A 17,187-nucleotide genomic window follows, 5' to 3' on the forward strand; every position below is an offset into this window, starting at 1 on the left:
GCACCAGGCCAAGCTGTCCATGAACGAGCAGATCGGCCTGTTCATCGCCATCTTCCTGGCTTTCGCGGTCAAGGTGCCGATGTGGCCGGTCCACACCTGGCTGCCCGACGCTCACGTGGAAGCGCCGACCGGCGGCTCGGTGGTGCTGGCGGCCATCATGCTGAAGCTGGGTGCCTACGGCTTCCTGCGGTTCTCGCTGCCGATCGCACCCGACGCCAGCCATAGCATGGCAGCCTTCATCATCACCATTTCGCTGATCGCGGTGATCTACATCGGCCTGGTCGCGCTGGTGCAGGCGGACATGAAGAAGCTGGTGGCGTATTCGTCGATCGCCCACATGGGTTTCGTCACGCTCGGTTTCTTCATCTTCAACGAGATCGGCATCGAGGGCGGCATTATCCAGATGATCTCGCACGGCTTTATCTCGGGCGCCATGTTCCTTTGCATCGGCGTGCTGTATGACCGCGTGCATTCGCGCCAGATCGCCGACTACGGCGGCGTGGTGAACACCATGCCGAAGTTCGCCGCGCTGTCGGTGTTCTTCGCCATGGCCAACTGCGGCCTGCCGGCCACCTCGGGTTTCGTCGGCGAGTTCATGGTGATCCTGGGTGCGGTCAAGTTCAACTTCTGGATCGGCCTGCTGGCTGCCACCGCGCTGATCCTGGGCGCCGCCTATTCGCTGTGGATGGTCAAGCGCGTGATCTTCGGCGACGTGGTGCACAAGCACGTGGCCGAGTTGATCGACCTGAACAAGCGCGAGTTCTTCATGCTCGGCCTGCTGGCGATCATGACCCTGTACATGGGCCTGTATCCGAAACCCTTCACCGATGTGATGCACGCTTCCGTGGTGAACCTGCTGTCGCACGTGGCGCAGTCGAAGCTGTAATCGGGGAGAGAAACAAACATGCAACCGTCCTCGACAATGGCACCTGTGGCGCCAATCATCTTCCTGGCGATCGCGATCGCCGCGGTCAACTGGATCGACCTGGCCCGCGGCAGCAAGCGCACGAGCCTGGCCTATCCGCTGTCGCTGCTGATCACGCTCGTGCTGACCGTATGGTTCGGCCTCAACGCAGCCGCCGGCGAAACCAACTACGCCTTCGCCAACCTGGTGGTGGTGGACCCGATGGCCAACGTGCTGTCGGCCTTTTGCTCGGCCGCGCTGTTCATCACGCTGGTCTATACCCGCAGCTACCTGGCCGACCGCGAGATGTTCAGCGGCGAGTTCTACATGCTCGCGCTGTTCACGCTCGGCGGCCAGATCGTCATGATCACCGGCAACAACTTCCTGACCCTGTACCTGGGCCTGGAACTGCTGTCGCTGGCGTCGTATGCGCTGGTGGCCCTGCGCCGCGACAACCGCGTGACATCGGAATCCGCCATCAAGTATTTCGTGCTGGGCGCGCTGGCTTCGGGCTTCCTGCTGTATGGCATGTCCATGCTGTATGGCGCCACCGGTTCGCTGAACCTGGGCGAAGTGTTCCGCGTGGTGGAGTCGGGCCGCGTGAATACCACCATGCTGGCGTTCGGCGTGGTCTTCCTGGTGGCCGGCATTGCGTTCAAGATGGGCGCCGCGCCGTTCCACATGTGGATCCCGGACATCTACCAGGGCTCGCCGACCGCGGTGACGCTGCTGATCGCGGGTGCGCCGAAGCTGGCCGCGTTCGCCATGGCGCTGCGCCTGCTGGTCGAAGGCCTGCTGCCGCTGGCGGTGGACTGGCAGCTGATGCTGGCCGTGCTGGCCGTGGCCTCGCTGGCCATCGGCAACCTGACCGCCATCGTGCAGACCAACCTGAAGCGGATGCTGGCGTACTCCACCATCTCGCACATGGGTTTCCTGCTGCTGGGCATGCTGTCCGGCGTGGCTGACGGGCGTGCCGACGGTGCCGCCGGCGCCTATGGCGCGTCGATGTTCTACGCCGTGACCTACGTGCTGACCACGCTGGGCACCTTCGGCATCGTGCTGCTGCGCGCCGGCAAGGACTTCGAAGCCGAGACCCTGGACGACCTCAAGGGCCTGTCGCGCAAGAACCCCTGGTACGCGCTGCTGATGCTGGTGATGATGTTCTCGCTGGCCGGCATCCCGCCGACCATGGGCTTCTACGCCAAGCTGGCCGTGCTGGAAGCGGTCGTCAAGAGCGGCATGACCTGGCTGGCCGTGGTGGCGGTGCTGTTCTCGCTGATCGGCGCGTTCTACTACCTGCGCGTGGTCAAGCTGATGTACTTCGATGCGCCGGCAGACGATCGCAAGCTCGAATCGACCTTCGGCCTGCGCTCGATGCTGAGCCTGAACGGCGCGGTCATCATCGCCCTGGGCGTGTTCCCGTCGGCGCTGATGAACCTGTGCTACCAGGCTATCCGCGCCTCGCTGGCGTCCTGAAGCAAAGGCGGCACAGGCATATGAGTTCGTCCGCGGCAGGCTGGTTTGTCATCTTGCTGGCACTCGTCTGTGCCAACCTGCCGTTCGTCAACCAGCGCCTGTTCGTCCTGGTGCCGCTGCGCTTCGCCCGGAAGCCGCTGTGGATCAGGCTGGCCGAGTTGATCACCTGGTACGTGGGCGCCGGCCTGGCCGGCTTTGCGGTGGAGGCGGGGCTCGGCAACGCATTCCCGCAGGGCTGGCAGTTCTACGCCATCACTGCCTGCATGATGCTGGTGTTCGCCTTCCCCGGCTTCACCTGGCAATACCTCGTCAAACATCGCGCGGCCTGAGGCCCGGGCAGTGAAGACGCCCGGCCGGCCGCATCCGGACCCGGAGCTTTCATGAGCCACAAGATGGACACGGCCGCGGCCCTCGCGGACACCGACAACGACGATCTCGCCGCCGGCGGCGATCTGGCCCTGAAGGAAACCTGCRTGGCGTCCGCCACGCTGCACCAGGGCAAATTCCTCACGCTCAAGCAGGACATCGTCAGGCTGCCCGACGGCAAGCATGCCGGGCGCGAGTACGTGCTGCATCCGGGCGCGGTGATGATGATCCCGCTGTTCGACGACGGCAGCGTGCTGCTGGAGCGGCAGTTCCGCTATCCGGTCGGCGAGGTGATGCTTGAGTTTCCCGCCGGCAAGCTCGATGCCCAGGAAGGCGCGCAGCGCTGCGGCGAGCGCGAGCTGCGGGAGGAAACCGGCTACAGCGCCCGGCGCTGGGACTACCTCACGCGCATCCACCCCGTCATCTCGTATTCCACCGAGTTCATCGACATCTTCCTCGCGCGCGACCTGAGCGCGGGCGCCGCCGAGCTCGACGAGGGCGAATTCCTCGAGACCTTCATCGCGCCGGCCGGGCAGGTGATCGACTGGGTGCGCCGCGGACGCATCACCGACGTCAAAACCATCATCGGCGCCTTCTGGCTGGAGAAAGTGATCTCCGGGGCCTGGCAGCCCGGCGAGCAAGCGCTGCCCGGCTTGCGCTGAGCCCCGGCGGCGATCCCTCCAGGCCATGCCCGGCAAGCTGCCGGGCATGCGCGTAGAATCCCATTCCTTAGCCGTGCCATTGCGACCATGCCCCCGGTTCTGGCGCCGTACCAAGCGGTTGTGCCAAGCCGGCGGCGCAAGGTCGCAAAAAAATTAGCACGACCGTTCACAAAATTCCGTTTCGCGGATACTATAGCTTTCGACGGGCTGGAAACATCATGAAGGTGCTCGACCTGCGTTGTGCGCAAGACCATCGTTTCGAGGGCTGGTTTGCTTCGGAGGACGATGCGCAAGCGCAGATTCTGCAGAAACTCGTCCAATGCCCCATCTGCGCGGACCATGCCATCACCCGGTTGCCCAGCGCGCCGCGCCTGAACCTGTCAGGCGCGACCGCGGCACCGGCGGGCAGGCCGGCCGAGGCGAAAGCCCCGGCCGCGGCTGCCGTGACCCTGCAGTCGCTTTACATGAAGGCGGTCAGGCAGGTACTGGCGCAGACGGAGGATGTGGGCGAACGCTTTGCCGAAGAGGCCAGGCGCATGCATTACGACGAGACACCGGAACGCGGCATCCGCGGCACGGCGTCCCCGGACGAAGTGCAGGCGCTTGCCGAAGAGGGCATCGATACCTTCCAGCTCGTGGTGCCGGATGCGCTCAAGCAGACGGCTCACTGAATAGCGTCCTGTGCCCGCGGCAGTGTCTTGCCGGCGCATGACGCGCTAGCTAGAACAATATGCCGGTCTCACACCGGCATCACTGGAGACGGGCATGGATCTCAACTACTCGGCGGCCGACGATGCCTTCCGCGCGGAAGTGCGCGGCTGGCTGGAGGCCACTCTGCCGGCCGACATCAGCAGCAAGATTCTCAACCATCGTCGCCCGAACCGCGACGACCTGGTGCGCTGGCACAAGCTGCTGGCAGGCCGCGGCTGGTCCGCGCCGCACTGGCCCGTGCAGTACGGAGGCACCGGCTGGAACGCCACCCAGCGCCATATCTGGGACGAGGAAAATGCCCGCGTCGGCGCGCCCGGCGTGCTGCCCTTCGGCGTGGCCATGGTCGCGCCGGTGATCATGAAGTACGGCAGCGAGGAGCAGAAGCAGTACTTCCTCCCGCGCATCCTGGACTGCACCGACTGGTGGTGCCAGGGCTACTCCGAGCCGGGTTCGGGCTCCGACCTGGCGTCGGTGAAGACCCGCGCCGAGCTGACCTCGGACGGCAAGCACTACATCGTCAACGGCCAGAAGACCTGGACCACGCTCGGCCAGCACGCCGACATGATCTTCTGCCTGGTCCGCACCGATCCCGAAGCCAAGAAGCAGGAAGGCATCTCCTTCCTGCTGATCGACATGAAGACCCCGGGCATCACCGTGCGCCCGATCATCATGCTCGACGAAGAGCATGAAGTGAACGAAGTGTTCTTCGACAACGTCCAGGTGCCGGTGGAGAACCGCGTGGGCGAAGAGAACCGCGGCTGGACCTATGCCAAGTACCTGCTCGGCCACGAGCGCACCGGCATCGCCCGCGTGGGCAACTCCAAGCGCGAGCTGGGCTTCCTCAAGCGCGTCGCCAAGCAGCAGCAGAAGAACGGCCGCCCGCTGCTCGAAGACCCGCTGTTCGGCGCCAAGGTCGCCGCGCTGGAAATCGAACTGATGGCGCTGGAACTGACCGTGCTGCGCGTGGTATCGAGCGAGAGCGCCGGCAAGGGCCCCGGCCCCGAGGCCTCGATGCTCAAGATCAAGGGCACCGAGATCCAGCAGATGCTGACCGARCTGATGGTGGAGGCCGTSGGCCCCTACGCGCAGCCGTTCGAYMCGGCCTACCTGGAGTGCGAGCACGAACATGCCGTCACCGGCTACGACGATGCCGCGCCGCTGGCCGCCTACTACTTCAACTATCGCAAGACCTCCATCTACGGCGGGTCCAACGAAATTCAGAAGAACATCATCAGCCAGATGATCCTGGGGCTGTGAGGAGACACGCGATATGAACTTCAATCTCAGCGACGAACAGAAGCAACTGGCCGATGCCATCCACCGCTTCATCGACAAGAGCTACGACTTCGAGACCCGCAAGAAGGGCATCAAGACCGCCAGCGGCCATGGCGATGCAGCCTGGGGCGCGCTGGTCGAGCTCGGCCTGACCGCGCTGCCGGTGCCCGAAGCGCAGGGCGGCTTCTCGGGTACGGCGGTCGACATGATGGTGGTGCAGCAGGAACTGGGCCGCGGCCTGGTGGTGGAGCCGTACTTCGCCACCGTGGTCGGCGCCTACGCGCTCAAGCTGGCCGGCGGCCAGGATGCGCTGCTGGAGCAGGTCGCCGGTGGCGAGCTGAAGCTGGCCGTGGCATTCAACGAGCCGCACGCCCGCTACGCGCTCAACGACGTGCGCGTCACCGCGAAGGACGGCAAGCTCAACGGCCGCAAGTCCGTGGTCATCCACGGCGCGCAGGCCGGCCGCCTGATCGTCTCGGCCCGCACCTCCGGTGCCGATGCCGACACCGGCGGCATCTCGCTGTTCCTGGTCGATCCCAAGGCCGCCGGCGTCAGCATCACCGACTACCGCACCATCGACAACCTGCGCGCAGCCGATATCACCTTCAAGGATGCGCAGGGCGAGCTGCTGGGCACTGCCGGTGCCGCCTGGGACGTGATCGAGCAGGTGGCCGACTACGCCGCCGTGCTGCTGTGCGCGGAAGCCGTCGGCGTGATCGACACGCTCAACGCCGCCACGCTGGAATACGCCAAGACCCGCCAGCAATTCGGCCAGCCCATCGCGCGCTTCCAGGCGCTGCAGCATCGCATGGTGGAGATGTTCATCCATGCCGAGCAGTCGCGCTCGATCACGCTGCTGRCCGCCGCCAAGTTCGACGAGGCCAGCCCCGAAGAGCGCCGTCGCCTGGCTTCCGCGGCCAAGGCGCGCGTCGGCCAGGCCGCACGCTCGGTCGGCCAGGAAGCGGTGCAGATCCACGGTGGCATGGGCGTGACCGACGAATTGCCGGCCGCGCACATGTTCAAGCGCCTGACGCTGATCAACACCACCTTCGGCGATGTCGATCACCATCTGGGCCGCTTCGCGACCCAGCCCGGCTTCCTGGAAACTGCCTGATCCAGGTCGAAGACAAGAACCGCGCCGTAGTCCAGGCGCGGTTTTTTCATTCTGCAGTGGCCGTAGACGGAACGATCCATGCCCACCCTGTATTTCGAAGACTTCGCCGTCGGCAGCAAGTGCGACCTCGGCTCCCACCTGGTGACCGAGGAGGAGATCCTCGCCTTCGCGCGCCAGTATGATCCCCAGCCCTTCCATATCGACAAGGAAGCGGCGCAGGACAGCATCTACAAGGGCCTGATCTCGAGCGGCTGGATGACCTGCTCGATCATGATGCGGCTGCTGGTGGACAGCATGACCACCGGTGCGGCCAGCATGGGCTCGCCCGGCGTGGACGAGATCCGCTGGCTCAAGCCGGTCTATGCCGGCGATACGCTGAGCGTGTCGCTGGTGGTGCTCGACGCGCGCGCATCGGCCTCCAGGCCGGACCGCGGCGTGGTGCACACGCAATGGGAAGCCACCAACCAGCGCGGCGAGCTGGTCTGCACGGTCAAGGGCATGGGCATGTACGGCCGCCGCCCGGTCTGAGAGGCCGTTGCCAGCCCGCGGACATCAAGGCATCATCTGGCCGCACCGACGCCGATCGCGGCCGCCGCTCACCACCACAACAACGAGGAGACATCATGCGTACCATCGCTTCGCTCGAAGAACTGGAAAGCCTGCAGGGCCAGGAAGTGGCCACCAGCGACTGGATCGAGATCACCCAGCAACAGGTCAACCAGTTCGCCGAAGCCACCGGCGATCATCAATGGATCCATATCGACGTGGAGCGCGCCCGCCGCGAATCGCCGTTCGGCGGACCGGTGGCGCACGGCTTCCTGACGCTGTCGCTGCTGCCGGCCTTCATGCATAACGCGCTGGACATGCCCGGCGTAAAGATGGGCGTGAACTACGGGCTGAACCGCGTGCGCTTCACCGCGCCGGTGCCGGTCGGCAGCCGCCTGCGCGCGCGCGTGAAACTGCTGTCGGTGGAGCGCCTGGAGCCGCTGCCCAACGCGCCCGGCCTGGTCGGCGCACAGTCGAACTGGGAGGTCACGGTCGAGCGCGAAGGCAGCGACCGGCCCGTGTGCGTGGCGGAATCGATCAGCCGCCGCTATTCGTAGTCCTCGCGACGCGGCCGCGGCGGCGAGCCCGCCCCGGCCGCGTGCCTGCCTCAGGCCGGCGACCGCGCCGGCATCATCTCCTGCGTGGCCCTTGCCAGCGCCTTTGCCGAGCGCTCCGGATTCAGCCACAGCAAGCCCATCGCACCGCTGACGAGCAGGAGCAGGGCGTTGATGGTGAAGCCCACGTCGAAGCCGCCGTTCATGCCGTGGCGCTGCACCAGCTGCCCCATCACCGCCGGCGCCACGATGCCCGCCAGCGAAATCACCGCGGTATGGATCGACAGCACGCTGCCGCGCTGCGCTTCGGGCACGACCTGGGCCAGCATGGCGGGCGAGAGTGCATAGGCCACCGGCGGCAGCGCGCCCGCCACCGCCAGCAGCAGGACCATCGGCACCGGCGACAGCGTCACCGATTCGATCACCAGGTACATCACGCCGCCCGCCATGGCCGGGACTGAAATCAGGACGCCGCGCGCCAGCCGCGAAGAGGCGCCATTGCGCAGCATGCGCTGCGACAGCCAGCTCAGCACCAGCGTGGTCGGCATGGCCGCCACCACGATCACCGCGTACCAGCGGCCCGTGGCCACCGGGTTGAAGCCGAGTCCCTTCTCCATCCACGCCGGCAGCCATGTCAGCGCGAGCGCGAGTGCCCAGTAGGCGCAGAAGTTCAGCGCCATGCACGACAGCACGGTCGGGTCACGGAAGATGCGCCGGTAGGGCAGCCGCGCGGCGGGCGCGCCGCCGCCCGCATGTTGCGCCGCGGGCTGGGTCAGCGAGCCTTCGCGGCCCACGCAGAGCCACATCACGCTCCACGCCGCGCCGATCGCGCCGAGGACGATGAAGTTGGCGCGCCAGCCCCACTGCAGCGACACCAGCGGAATCGCCAGGCCCGCCACCAGCAGGCCCACCGTGGCGCCCTGGTTCACCACCGCCACGGGCAGGTTGCGCTTGTGGTCGGGAAACCATTTGTAGAGCGCATGCACGGAGATCGGGAAGGCCGGACCCTCCGCCGCGCCCAGCAGCATGCGGCACACCAGGATGGTCATGGCCGAGCCGGCCAGCACCACGGGCACCTGCAGTACCGCCCATGCCACGCCCATCGCCAGCAGCAGCCAGCGCGTGGCAACGCGGTTGGAGAGAAAGCCCACCAGCACGGTGGACAGCGCGAACAGCCAGAAGAAGCTGCTGGCGACCAGTCCGAATTCCGCGGGCGACAGCTTCAGGTCCGCCATCATCGGCACGGCGACCATGCCCAGTACGATCTTGTCGAGGAAGTTGATCAGCGCGAGCCAGGTCAGCATCGAAGCCATGGCCCAGGCGCGACGCGGCTGGTAGGACGAGGGAAGGTTCATGGGTATGCGCGGTGGGTGGCAGGGAAGAGGCGGGTGGGAATCGGGTGGGAAGCGGGGCGCGGCGCGTTCAATCCAGGTGCCGCACGATCAGATCGCGCAGCCGTCCGGGCTGCTCCGGCATGGCCAGGTGGCCGCCGCCGGTCTCCGCGCAGCGCGCCTGATCGCCGGCGCGGCGACAGTGGCCATGACCGCTTTGTCTTGCAGGCGCTCTCATTGGCATTCTCCTGTCGCGGGTCGTGACCCGACGGCGTGGGCGGGCAGGGTGGCTAGCGGGCCGCGGCCTCAGCCGCCTTGCGCAGCGTGAAATCCCGCCGGCGCGGCGTGGCTGGCTGCCAGCGGTACGCCGCGGACCGGTCCCGCTTCGGTGCAAAGGAAAAACTGCAGGGATGAAAGGGGATGTCGCTGCCACGGCCGGGACAGGTGTTGTCGCGCCACGTGCCGACGACCGTGCCGGCCAAGCCCGCCCCGCTGACCACGATACGGTCGGCGCCGGGCACGCCCGTGCGGGCGCCGGTGCCGTCCAGCTGCTGCCGTGCGGCTTTCAAATTGGCTGTCTCCGGTTGCTGCTTTTTCTATGTGCCGCCGCAGCGATGGGGAACCATAGAGCCGTTTCCGGATTCGGGCAAGTCACGGCGCAGCATGTCGCGCGCGAAGGCAGGCGACCGGCGCGCTGCAGTATGGTGCCGCCGCGCACCAGCGCCGCCGGTGCCGGTGTGCAGGTGTGCCCCAATCTGAAGTGGGCTTTGCGCGCCGCACATGCTTGGTGCGCGCGGGCGGCGCACTGTCGTGGTGCGCAAGGGCCGGCCGTTGTCGCCGGAGGCGCCCGGGCCCGTGCTGGAGGGCCCGGGCACGCGCTTCACGCCATGGCACGCTAGTTGCAGAAGCATTCCCGGGGTGCGTTGTTCCTTATCAAACACGACAATCTGGGAGCTGTAATGAAACGACGTGACATGCTGAAGCTGTCGGCGGTAGCCGCCGCGGCGCTTTTCGCAACCGCTGGCGTCAGCCCGCTGGCAATGGCGCAGTCCAAGGAGCCGATCAAGATCGGCATCCTGCATTCGCTGTCCGGCACCATGGCCATTTCCGAAACGTCCCTCAAGGACGTGGCGCTGATGACCATCGACGAGATCAACAAGAGCGGCGGGGTCCTCGGCCGCAAGCTCGAACCGGTGGTGGTGGACCCGGCCTCCAACTGGCCGCTGTTCGCCGAGAAGGCCCGCCAGCTGATCACCAAGGACAAGGTCGCCGTCACGTTCGGCTGCTGGACTTCGGTATCGCGCAAGTCGGTGCTGCCGGTCTACGAGGAACTGAATTCGTTGCTGTTCTACCCGGTGCAGTATGAAGGCGAGGAGATGTCCAAGAACGTCTTCTATACCGGCGCGGCACCCAACCAGCAGGCCATCCCCGCGGTGGAATACCTGATGAGCAAGGAAGGCGGCGGCGCCAAGCGCTTCTTCCTGCTSGGCACCGAYTACGTSTACCCGCGCACCACCAACAAGATCCTGCGCGCCTTCCTCAAGAGCAAGGGCGTGGCGGACAAGGATATCGAAGAAGTCTACACGCCGTTCGGCCACAGCGACTACCAGACCATCGTCGCCAACATCAAGAAGTTCTCGCAGGGCGGCAAGACCGCGGTGATCTCCACCATCAACGGCGACTCCAACGTGCCCTTCTACAAGGAACTGGGCAACGCCGGCCTGAAGGCCAAGGACGTGCCGGTGGTGGCGTTCTCGGTCGGCGAGGAAGAGTTGCGCGGCATCGATACCAAGCCGCTGGTGGGCCACCTGGCCGCGTGGAACTACTTCATGTCGGTCAAGAACCCCGAGAACGATGCCTTCAAGAAGCAATGGGCTGCGTGGGTCAAGGCCAACAACCTGCCGGGCGCGGAGAAGCGCGTGACCAACGACCCGATGGAAGCCACCTACGTTGGCATCCACATGTGGGCGCAGGCAGTGAAGAAGGCCGGCACCACCGATACCGACAAGGTGCGCGCCGCCATGTATGGCCAGACCTTCAAGGCGCCGGACGGCTTCACGCTGACCATGGGCGAGAACCATCACCTGTACAAGCCGGTGATGATCGGCGAGGTCAAGGGCGACGGCCAGTTCTCGGTGGTGTGGAAGACCCCGAAGGCAGTCCGCGCGCAACCGTGGAGCCCGTTCATCGCGGGTAACGAAGGCAAGCCGGACAAGGTGATGTAAGGCCTGTCGGGCTACTTCACATTGCCAGGCCTTGCTCCTCCGTCCCGTGCGCGGGACGGAGGAGCAAGGCAGCGGGAGCGAAACAGCGGGTCTTCTACCGCCTCGTGCTGCTCCCACCCGAACACAGAGAACACCAAGACGCGACCCAACGCGCCACCAAGACTCCGCCGGCACTTATGCACCGATCCCAATTCATTTCCGCCGTGCCGTGGCTGCGCGCCCTGCTGGCAGCGCTGCTGCTGGCCGCCGCGCCGCTGTGGGCGGCGCCGCTGACACAGGCCGACCTCAAGCCGCTGGTCGAAGACGACTTCGACGCCAAGACCGCGGCGCTGAGCGCGCTCACCAAGGCGCCGGCAGAGCAGGCCGCTCCCATCCTCAAGGCGCTGCAGGACGATACGCTGCAATACGCTCCCGCTGTCGGCATGGTGCGCCAGGACGGCGACAAGCTGGTCGATGCCATCAGCGGCAAGCCGGTCGACGTCAAGCCCGACGCGCTGGAGTCGCTCACCCTGAACAACAGCCTGCGCGCAATGGTGGACAGCGCGGCCAGCAGCATGCTGCTGCAGTCGTCCGACGCTTTGGTGCGCGCGCAGGCCGTCAATACGCTGCTGGACCAGCCCGGCAGCGCCTCGCGCGAAGTCGTGGAAGCCGCGCGCAAGGCCGAGGCCGACGCCGGCCTGCGCACCAAGCTCGACGTGATCTGGGCCAATATCGTGCTGGCCGACGGCAACCGCAATGACCGGCTCGAAGCGATCAGGATCCTCGGCCTGGACAGCAATCCGCAAAGCCGGCAGAAGCTGCAGCCGCTGCTGGAGAAGGACGCCGCCGGCAACTACCGCGAGCCCGATGCGGAACTGCGCGGCGCCGCCCAGCAGGCGCTCGATGCGCTGCGCGGCGACCAGCGCCGCGCCGAGCTGATCGGCAACCTGTTCGCCGGCCTGAGCCTTGGCAGCGTGCTGCTGCTGGCCGCGCTGGGCCTGGCCATCACCTACGGCTTGATCGGCGTCATCAACATGGCGCACGGCGAATTCCTCATGATCGGCGCCTATGCCACCTACATGGTGCAGGGCGTGTTCCGCGCGCACTTCGCCGGCGCCTTCGACTGGTACCTGCTGGCGGCGCTGCCGGCATCGTTCCTGGCCTCGGGCATCGTCGGCTTCGTGCTCGAGCGGCTGGTGCTGCGCCATCTCTACGGGCGGCCGCTCGAAACGCTGCTGGCCACCTTCGGCGTAAGCCTGCTGCTGATGCAGGCGGTACGCACGCTGTTCGGCGCGCAGAACGTGGAAGTGGCCAATCCGTCCTGGATGAGCGGCGGCATCGAGATGCTGCCGGGCCTGGTGCTGCCCTACAACCGCATGGTCATCATCGTGTTCGCGCTGGCCGTGGTGGCGGTGGCGTGGGGCGTGCTCAACCGCACGCGGCTCGGCCTGTTCGTGCGCGCCACCACGCAGAACCGCACCATGGCGGCCTGCGTCGGCGTGCGCACGTGGAAGGTGGACAGCTACGCCTTCGCCTTCGGCGCGGGCATCGCGGGGCTGGGCGGCTGCGCGCTGTCGCAGATCGGTAATGTCGGGCCGGATCTCGGCCAGGCCTACATCATCGATTCGTTCATGGTCGTGGTACTGGGCGGCGTGGGCCAGCTGGCCGGCACCATCATCGGCGCCTTCGGCCTGGGCCTCATCAACAAATTCATCGAGCCGTTCTACGGCGCGGTGCTGGCCAAGATCTTCGTCCTGGTGCTGATCGTGCTCTTCATCCAGAAGCGCCCGCAGGGACTGTTCGCGCTCAAGGGGCGCAGCGCGGAGGCATGATGCAGACAACGACAACCAATCCATCCCCAACGGGCTTCCGCCTGGCGGTGCCCGCGCGCCAGCCGCTGTTCTCGCGGCGCGGCTGGGCCGCGCTGCTGGCGATCGCGCTGATCGTCGGCGTGGGCGTGCCGGTGTGCGCGCTGCTGCTGCCCGAAGGCCATCCGCTGCACCTGTCGGCGTACGCGTTGACGCTGGTCGGCAAGATCATGTGCTTCGCGCTGGCCGCCATCGCGCTGGACCTGGTGTGGGGCTATTGCGGCATCCTGAGCCTCGGCCACGGCCTGTTCTTCGCGCTCGGCGGCTATGCCATGGGCATGTACCTGATGCGCTCCATCGGGCGCGAAGGCGTGTACAAGAGCGACCTGCCGGACTTCATGGTGTTCCTCGACTGGAAGGAGCTGCCGTGGTTCTGGCACGGCACCGAGCACCTCGGCTATTCGATGCTGCTGGTGGTGCTGGTGCCGGGCGTGCTGGCGTGGCTGTTCGGCTTCTTCGCCTTCCGTTCGCGCATCAAGGGCGTGTACCTGTCGATCATCACGCAGGCGATGACATACGCCGCCATGCTGCTGTTCTTCCGCAACGAGACCGGCTTCGGCGGCAACAACGGCTTCACCGACTTCAAGCGCATCGCCGGCTTCGCCGTGGCCGCGCCGCACACGCGCACCGCGCTGTTCGTGCTCACCTTCGCGGCCTTGCTGGCGGGCTTCGTGGCCTGCCGCTACATCGTCACGTCCAAGCTCGGCCGCGTGGTGACGGCGGTGCGCGATGCCGAGATGCGCGTGATGTTCTCCGGCTACAACCCGCTTGGCTACAAGCTGTTCGTGTGGACCTTCTCTGCCGTGCTGTGCGGCATTGCCGGCGCGCTGTACGTGCCGCAGGTGGGCATCATCAACCCCGGCGAGATGTCGCCGGCCAATTCGATCGAGATGGCGGTGTGGGTGGCGGTGGGCGGACGCGGCACGCTGATCGGCCCGATCATCGGTGCCTTCCTGGTCAACGGCGCCAAGACCATGTTCACGGCGTACTTCGCCGAATACTGGCTGTTCCTGCTGGGCGCCATGTTCGYGCTGGTCACACTGTACCTGCCCGATGGCGTGGTCGGCCTGGTCAAGCGGCTGCGCGGCATGCGCGCGCCTTCGGCGCCGCAGGCACCGGTGGCCACGCCGGCGGCAGCCACGCGCAGCGGAGGTGAAGCATGAACGCGGCACTGGGAGCACAGCAAGCGGAAAGCGGCGACGCCACCGGCCTCGGCCACGTGCTGGAGCCGGGCGTCATCGACGTCTCGCACGGACCCATCCTCTACCTCGAAGACGTCACCGTGCAGTTCGACGGCTTTCGTGCGCTCAACCAGCTCACGCTGTCGATCGACCACGGCGAGCTGCGCTGCGTGATCGGGCCCAACGGTGCGGGCAAGACCACCATGATGGACGTGATCACCGGCAAGACCGGGCCGCGCAACGCCAATGTGAGCGGCCGCGTGTTCCTGGGCCAGAGCATCGACCTGATGCGCATGACCGAGCCCAGGATCGCGCAGACCGGCATCGGCCGCAAGTTCCAGAAGCCCACCGTGTTCGAGCAGCATGAAGTGTGGGAGAACCTGGAACTGGCGATGAAGGCCGACAAGCGCTGGTGGTCGTCGCTGCGCGCGCGCCTTGGCCCGGAAGGGCATCGCCGCATCGAAGAGACGCTGGCGGTGACCGGGCTGGAGGCCGAGGCCTACCGGCCGGCGGGGCTGCTCTCGCACGGGCAGAAGCAGCGCCTGGAGATCGGCATGCTGCTGATGCAGCAGCCGCAGTTGCTGCTGCTCGACGAACCGGTGGCCGGCATGACGGACGAGGAAACCATGCAGCTCGCCAAGCTGCTCAACAGCCTGCGCGGCACCTGCTCGATGATGGTGGTGGAGCATGACATGGAGTTCGTCGCCGCGCTGGCGGGCGACAAGGGCACCGTGACCGTGCTGGCCGAGGGCAGCGTGCTGGCCGAAGGCACGCTCGACGCCGTCAAGCGCGAAGAGCGCGTGATCGAATCCTATCTCGGGCGGTAGTGCCCGCGCCGTCCAACCCGGCCGCGTGCGACGCGGCCGGACAGAAAAGACAAGGAACAAGACCATGTTGCAGGTCAACGCACTGAACCAGTTCTACGGCGGCAGCCATATCCTGCGCAATGTCAGCTTCGACGTGCCGCAAGGCAAGCTGACCACGCTGCTGGGCCGCAACGGCGTGGGCAAGAGCACCTTGCTGAAGTGCCTGATGGGCGTGGTGCCGACCAAGAGCGGCAGCATCAGCTGGGCGGGCAAGGCGCTGGAAAAGAAGCCGCCTTACGAACGCGTGGCTTCCGGTCTGGCCTACGTGCCGCAGGGGCGCGAGATCTTCCCGCGCCTSACCGTSGAGGARAACCTGCTGATCGGCGCCGCCAGCCTGAAGCGCCCGAGCGGCGTGCCCGACCGCATCTACCAGTTGTTCCCGGTCCTGCGCAGCATGCGCCAGCGCCGCGGCGGCGACCTCTCCGGCGGCCAGCAGCAGCAACTGGCCATCGGCCGCGCGCTGATGAGCGAGCCGGAACTGCTGATCCTGGACGAGCCCACCGAAGGCATCCAGCCATCGATCATCCAGGACATCGGCCGCGCGCTGCGGCTGCTGGTGGACGAGTTCGGCATGACGGTGCTGCTGGTGGAGCAGTACTACGAGTTCGCCCGCCACCTGGCCGACAACTATGTGGTGATGAGCCGCGGCGAAGTGGTGGCCAGGGGCGACGGCGCGCGCATGGAAGACGACGGCGTGCGGGAGCTGATCGCGGTGTGAGGGACGCGCGGGCGGGCCGCATGGCGTTGCCTCGCGATACCACTTCCAGCCGGCCCGGCCGCGCGCTATGATGCCCGCATCACGCGCGCCGCGTGTGCCCCGGCGGCGCCCGCCTTCCAAGCAAGCATGCGTCATCCTGACTTTCCTTCTACCCTGGCCATGCCGCCCGCATGGGAGGCCAGCCTGCGCCTGGGCTTCGCCGCGCGCGGCGAGCGCACAGCGCTGGTCGAGCGCCGCCATCGCGGCCCCTTGCTGGTGCAGAAGCCGCTCTATCCCGAAGGCGGTATCTGCCACGCGGTGATTCTGCATCCGCCTGCCGGCATTGCCGGCGGCGACACCCTGCAGATCGACCTGGTGGCGGGGGCCGGCGCGCATGCCGTGCTCGCCACGCCCGGTGCGACCAAGTGGTACAAATCGCTCGGCCGCGAGGCGGCGCAGCGCGTCACGCTGACGCTGGAGGCCGGCGCCCGGCTCGACTGGCTGCCGCAGGAGAACATCGTGTTCGACGACGCGCACGCGCGCCTTGCCACCACCGTGACGGTGGCGCCCGGGGCCAGCGCGATCGGCTGGGATGCCATCGTGCTGGGGCGCCAGGCCAGCGGCGAGACGTGGTCGCGCGGCACGCTCCACATGGAGACGCGCATCGCCCTCGCGGGCAGCCCGCGCGCCCTGTGGATCGAGCGCGCGCAGCTCGATGCCGGCTCCTCGCTGCGTCACGCGCCGGCGGGGCTGGACGGGCTCAATGTCATGGGCACGCTGTGGGCGGTGGGCGAGGGTGCCACGCAGGCGCTCGCCGAAACGCTGGCCGAAGCGCTGCCGTACCGGCCCGATCTGCGAGCGGGCGTGACCCGCCTGGAACAGGACGGGCAGGCGATGCTGCTGCTGCGCGTGCTGGGCGCGCGCATGGAGGCGGTGAGGGGCGTGATGGTGCAGGCGTGGACCGCGTTGCGCGAGCCCATCCATGGCGTGCCGGCCAAGCCGCTGCGCCTGTGGGCGACATGAGCGGTGTGGGCGACATGGGCGACATGGGCGACATCGGCGACATGAGCGTCGCGATGGCAACGCCGGCACGGCACGAATAACAACGGAACAACGGGAATACCAGGATGGAACTGACTCCGCGGGAAAAGGACAAGCTGCTGATCTTCACCGCCGCGCTGCTGGCCGAGCGCCGCCGCGCGCGCGGGCTCAAGCTCAACTATCCGGAAGCGGTGGCGCTGATCACCGCCGCCATCATGGAAGGCGCGCGCGACGGCCGCACCGTGGCCGAGCTGATGCACGAAGGCACCACCGTGCTCACGCGCGAGGATGTGATGGACGGCATCGCGGAACTGATCCCTGAGATCCAGGTGGAAGCCACCTTCCCGGACGGCACCAAGCTGGTCACCGTGCATCACCCGATCGTCTGAAG

The 17,187-nt window shown here is 66.9% G+C and carries 19 protein-coding genes; 16 read left to right on the plus strand and 3 right to left on the minus strand.

The annotated features are described in order from the left end of the window. The 9 genes from AC1DO7_RS19770 to AC1DO7_RS19810 all read left to right on the plus strand — a co-directional run. The coding region (locus tag AC1DO7_RS19770; protein WP_477116479.1) for an NADH-quinone oxidoreductase subunit M at nucleotides 1–886 on the plus strand (886 nt) is incomplete at its 5' end. An 18-nt stretch (nucleotides 887–904) separates the two neighbouring features. Continuing rightward, entirely contained in the window at nucleotides 905–2,380 is a 1,476-nt protein-coding gene (gene nuoN / locus AC1DO7_RS19775) for an NADH-quinone oxidoreductase subunit NuoN (RefSeq protein ID WP_441612313.1), read from the plus strand. A gap of 20 nt (nucleotides 2,381–2,400) precedes the next feature. Then, on the plus strand, nucleotides 2,401–2,709 hold the full coding sequence (locus AC1DO7_RS19780; RefSeq protein ID WP_441612312.1) for a DUF2818 family protein: 309 nt from the start codon (nucleotides 2,401–2,403) through the stop codon (nucleotides 2,707–2,709). 51 nt (nucleotides 2,710–2,760) lie between these two features. Next, entirely contained in the window at nucleotides 2,761–3,408 is a 648-nt protein-coding gene (locus AC1DO7_RS19785; RefSeq protein ID WP_477116480.1) for an NUDIX domain-containing protein, read from the plus strand. 218 nt (nucleotides 3,409–3,626) lie between these two features. Next, entirely contained in the window at nucleotides 3,627–4,079 is a 453-nt protein-coding gene (locus AC1DO7_RS19790) for a DUF1178 family protein (RefSeq protein ID WP_441612309.1), read from the plus strand. 94 nt (nucleotides 4,080–4,173) lie between these two features. Next, complete coding sequence (locus tag AC1DO7_RS19795) at nucleotides 4,174–5,376, plus strand: acyl-CoA dehydrogenase family protein (RefSeq protein WP_477116481.1); 1,203 nt, start codon at nucleotides 4,174–4,176, stop codon at nucleotides 5,374–5,376. 13 nt (nucleotides 5,377–5,389) lie between these two features. After that, a complete protein-coding gene (locus AC1DO7_RS19800; protein ID WP_477116482.1) occupies nucleotides 5,390–6,508 on the plus strand; it encodes an acyl-CoA dehydrogenase family protein in 1,119 nt (372 codons plus the stop codon). Between the two features lie 78 nt (nucleotides 6,509–6,586). After that, on the plus strand, nucleotides 6,587–7,036 hold the full coding sequence (locus AC1DO7_RS19805; RefSeq protein ID WP_441649928.1) for a MaoC family dehydratase: 450 nt from the start codon (nucleotides 6,587–6,589) through the stop codon (nucleotides 7,034–7,036). Nucleotides 7,037–7,131: 95 nt separating this feature from the next. Further along, entirely contained in the window at nucleotides 7,132–7,611 is a 480-nt protein-coding gene (locus AC1DO7_RS19810) for a MaoC family dehydratase (RefSeq protein WP_441612305.1), read from the plus strand. Between the two features lie 50 nt (nucleotides 7,612–7,661). Here the strand turns inward: AC1DO7_RS19810 and AC1DO7_RS19815 are convergent, their stop codons facing one another. The 3 genes from AC1DO7_RS19815 to AC1DO7_RS19825 form a co-directional block, all read right to left on the minus strand. Further along, nucleotides 7,662–8,963 (minus strand): MFS transporter, encoded by a 1,302-nt coding sequence (locus AC1DO7_RS19815; RefSeq protein WP_441612304.1) that lies wholly within the window; start codon nucleotides 8,961–8,963, stop codon nucleotides 7,662–7,664. Nucleotides 8,964–9,030: 67 nt separating this feature from the next. Further along, on the minus strand, nucleotides 9,031–9,177 hold the full coding sequence (locus tag AC1DO7_RS19820; protein WP_441612303.1) for a hypothetical protein: 147 nt from the start codon (nucleotides 9,175–9,177) through the stop codon (nucleotides 9,031–9,033). A 52-nt stretch (nucleotides 9,178–9,229) separates the two neighbouring features. Then, the gene (locus AC1DO7_RS19825) at nucleotides 9,230–9,508 is read right to left on the minus strand and encodes a hypothetical protein (RefSeq protein ID WP_441612302.1); all 279 of its coding nucleotides are present in this window, start codon (nucleotides 9,506–9,508) and stop codon (nucleotides 9,230–9,232) included. A 390-nt stretch (nucleotides 9,509–9,898) separates the two neighbouring features. Here AC1DO7_RS19825 and urtA point away from each other — a divergent pair, with 390 nt between their 5' ends. The 7 genes from urtA to AC1DO7_RS19860 all read left to right on the plus strand — a co-directional run bounded on the left by urtA (nucleotide 9,899) and on the right by AC1DO7_RS19860 (nucleotide 17,185). Further along, the gene (gene urtA / locus AC1DO7_RS19830) at nucleotides 9,899–11,164 is read left to right on the plus strand and encodes an urea ABC transporter substrate-binding protein (RefSeq protein WP_441643161.1); all 1,266 of its coding nucleotides are present in this window, start codon (nucleotides 9,899–9,901) and stop codon (nucleotides 11,162–11,164) included. Between the two features lie 176 nt (nucleotides 11,165–11,340). Next, the gene (gene urtB / locus AC1DO7_RS19835) at nucleotides 11,341–12,975 is read left to right on the plus strand and encodes an urea ABC transporter permease subunit UrtB (protein ID WP_441612300.1); all 1,635 of its coding nucleotides are present in this window, start codon (nucleotides 11,341–11,343) and stop codon (nucleotides 12,973–12,975) included. Then, on the plus strand, nucleotides 12,975–14,174 hold the full coding sequence (gene urtC, locus AC1DO7_RS19840; RefSeq protein ID WP_477116483.1) for an urea ABC transporter permease subunit UrtC: 1,200 nt from the start codon (nucleotides 12,975–12,977) through the stop codon (nucleotides 14,172–14,174). The genes urtB and urtC overlap by 1 nt, the downstream gene beginning before the upstream one ends. Continuing rightward, nucleotides 14,171–15,019 carry an urea ABC transporter ATP-binding protein UrtD gene (urtD, locus tag AC1DO7_RS19845; protein ID WP_441643160.1) on the plus strand — a complete coding sequence of 283 codons (849 nt, stop codon included), beginning with the start codon at nucleotides 14,171–14,173 and terminating at the stop codon, nucleotides 15,017–15,019. The genes urtC and urtD overlap by 4 nt, the downstream gene beginning before the upstream one ends. Nucleotides 15,020–15,083: 64 nt before the next feature. Further along, a complete protein-coding gene (gene urtE, locus AC1DO7_RS19850; protein WP_441612298.1) occupies nucleotides 15,084–15,776 on the plus strand; it encodes an urea ABC transporter ATP-binding subunit UrtE in 693 nt (230 codons plus the stop codon). A gap of 126 nt (nucleotides 15,777–15,902) precedes the next feature. Then, nucleotides 15,903–16,778 carry an urease accessory protein UreD gene (locus AC1DO7_RS19855; RefSeq protein WP_441612297.1) on the plus strand — a complete coding sequence of 292 codons (876 nt, stop codon included), beginning with the start codon at nucleotides 15,903–15,905 and terminating at the stop codon, nucleotides 16,776–16,778. Between the two features lie 104 nt (nucleotides 16,779–16,882). Next, nucleotides 16,883–17,185, plus strand: a complete 303-nt coding sequence (locus AC1DO7_RS19860) for an urease subunit gamma (protein ID WP_441612296.1) — start codon at nucleotides 16,883–16,885, stop codon at nucleotides 17,183–17,185. Nucleotides 17,186–17,187: the final 2 nt, after the last annotated feature.

The organism is Cupriavidus sp. 05N40, from assembly GCF_056397305.1.